The organism is Actinoplanes sp. NPDC051513 (assembly GCF_044454685.1).
In the GTDB taxonomy this organism is placed as follows: domain Bacteria; phylum Actinomycetota; class Actinomycetes; order Mycobacteriales; family Micromonosporaceae; genus Actinoplanes.
In genome coordinates, this window is the sequence record NZ_JBITDW010000001.1 from 862,890 (window position 1) to 863,127 (window position 238).

Genomic DNA, 238 nt, shown 5'->3' on the forward strand with positions numbered 1-238 from the left:
CGCACCGCGGGGGCGCGGCGCAACGCGGGCGCGGGGGCGCGGCGCAACGCGGGCGCGGGGGCGCGGCGCAACGCGGGCGCGGGGGCGCGGCGCAACGCGGGCGCGGGGGCGCGGCGCAACGCGGGGGCGCGGCGCAACGCGGGCGCGAGGCAGTGCGCGCGAGGCAGTGCGCGCGAGGCAGTGCGCGCGAGGCAGTGCGCGCGAGGCAGTGCGCGCGAGGCAGTGCGCGCGAGGCAGT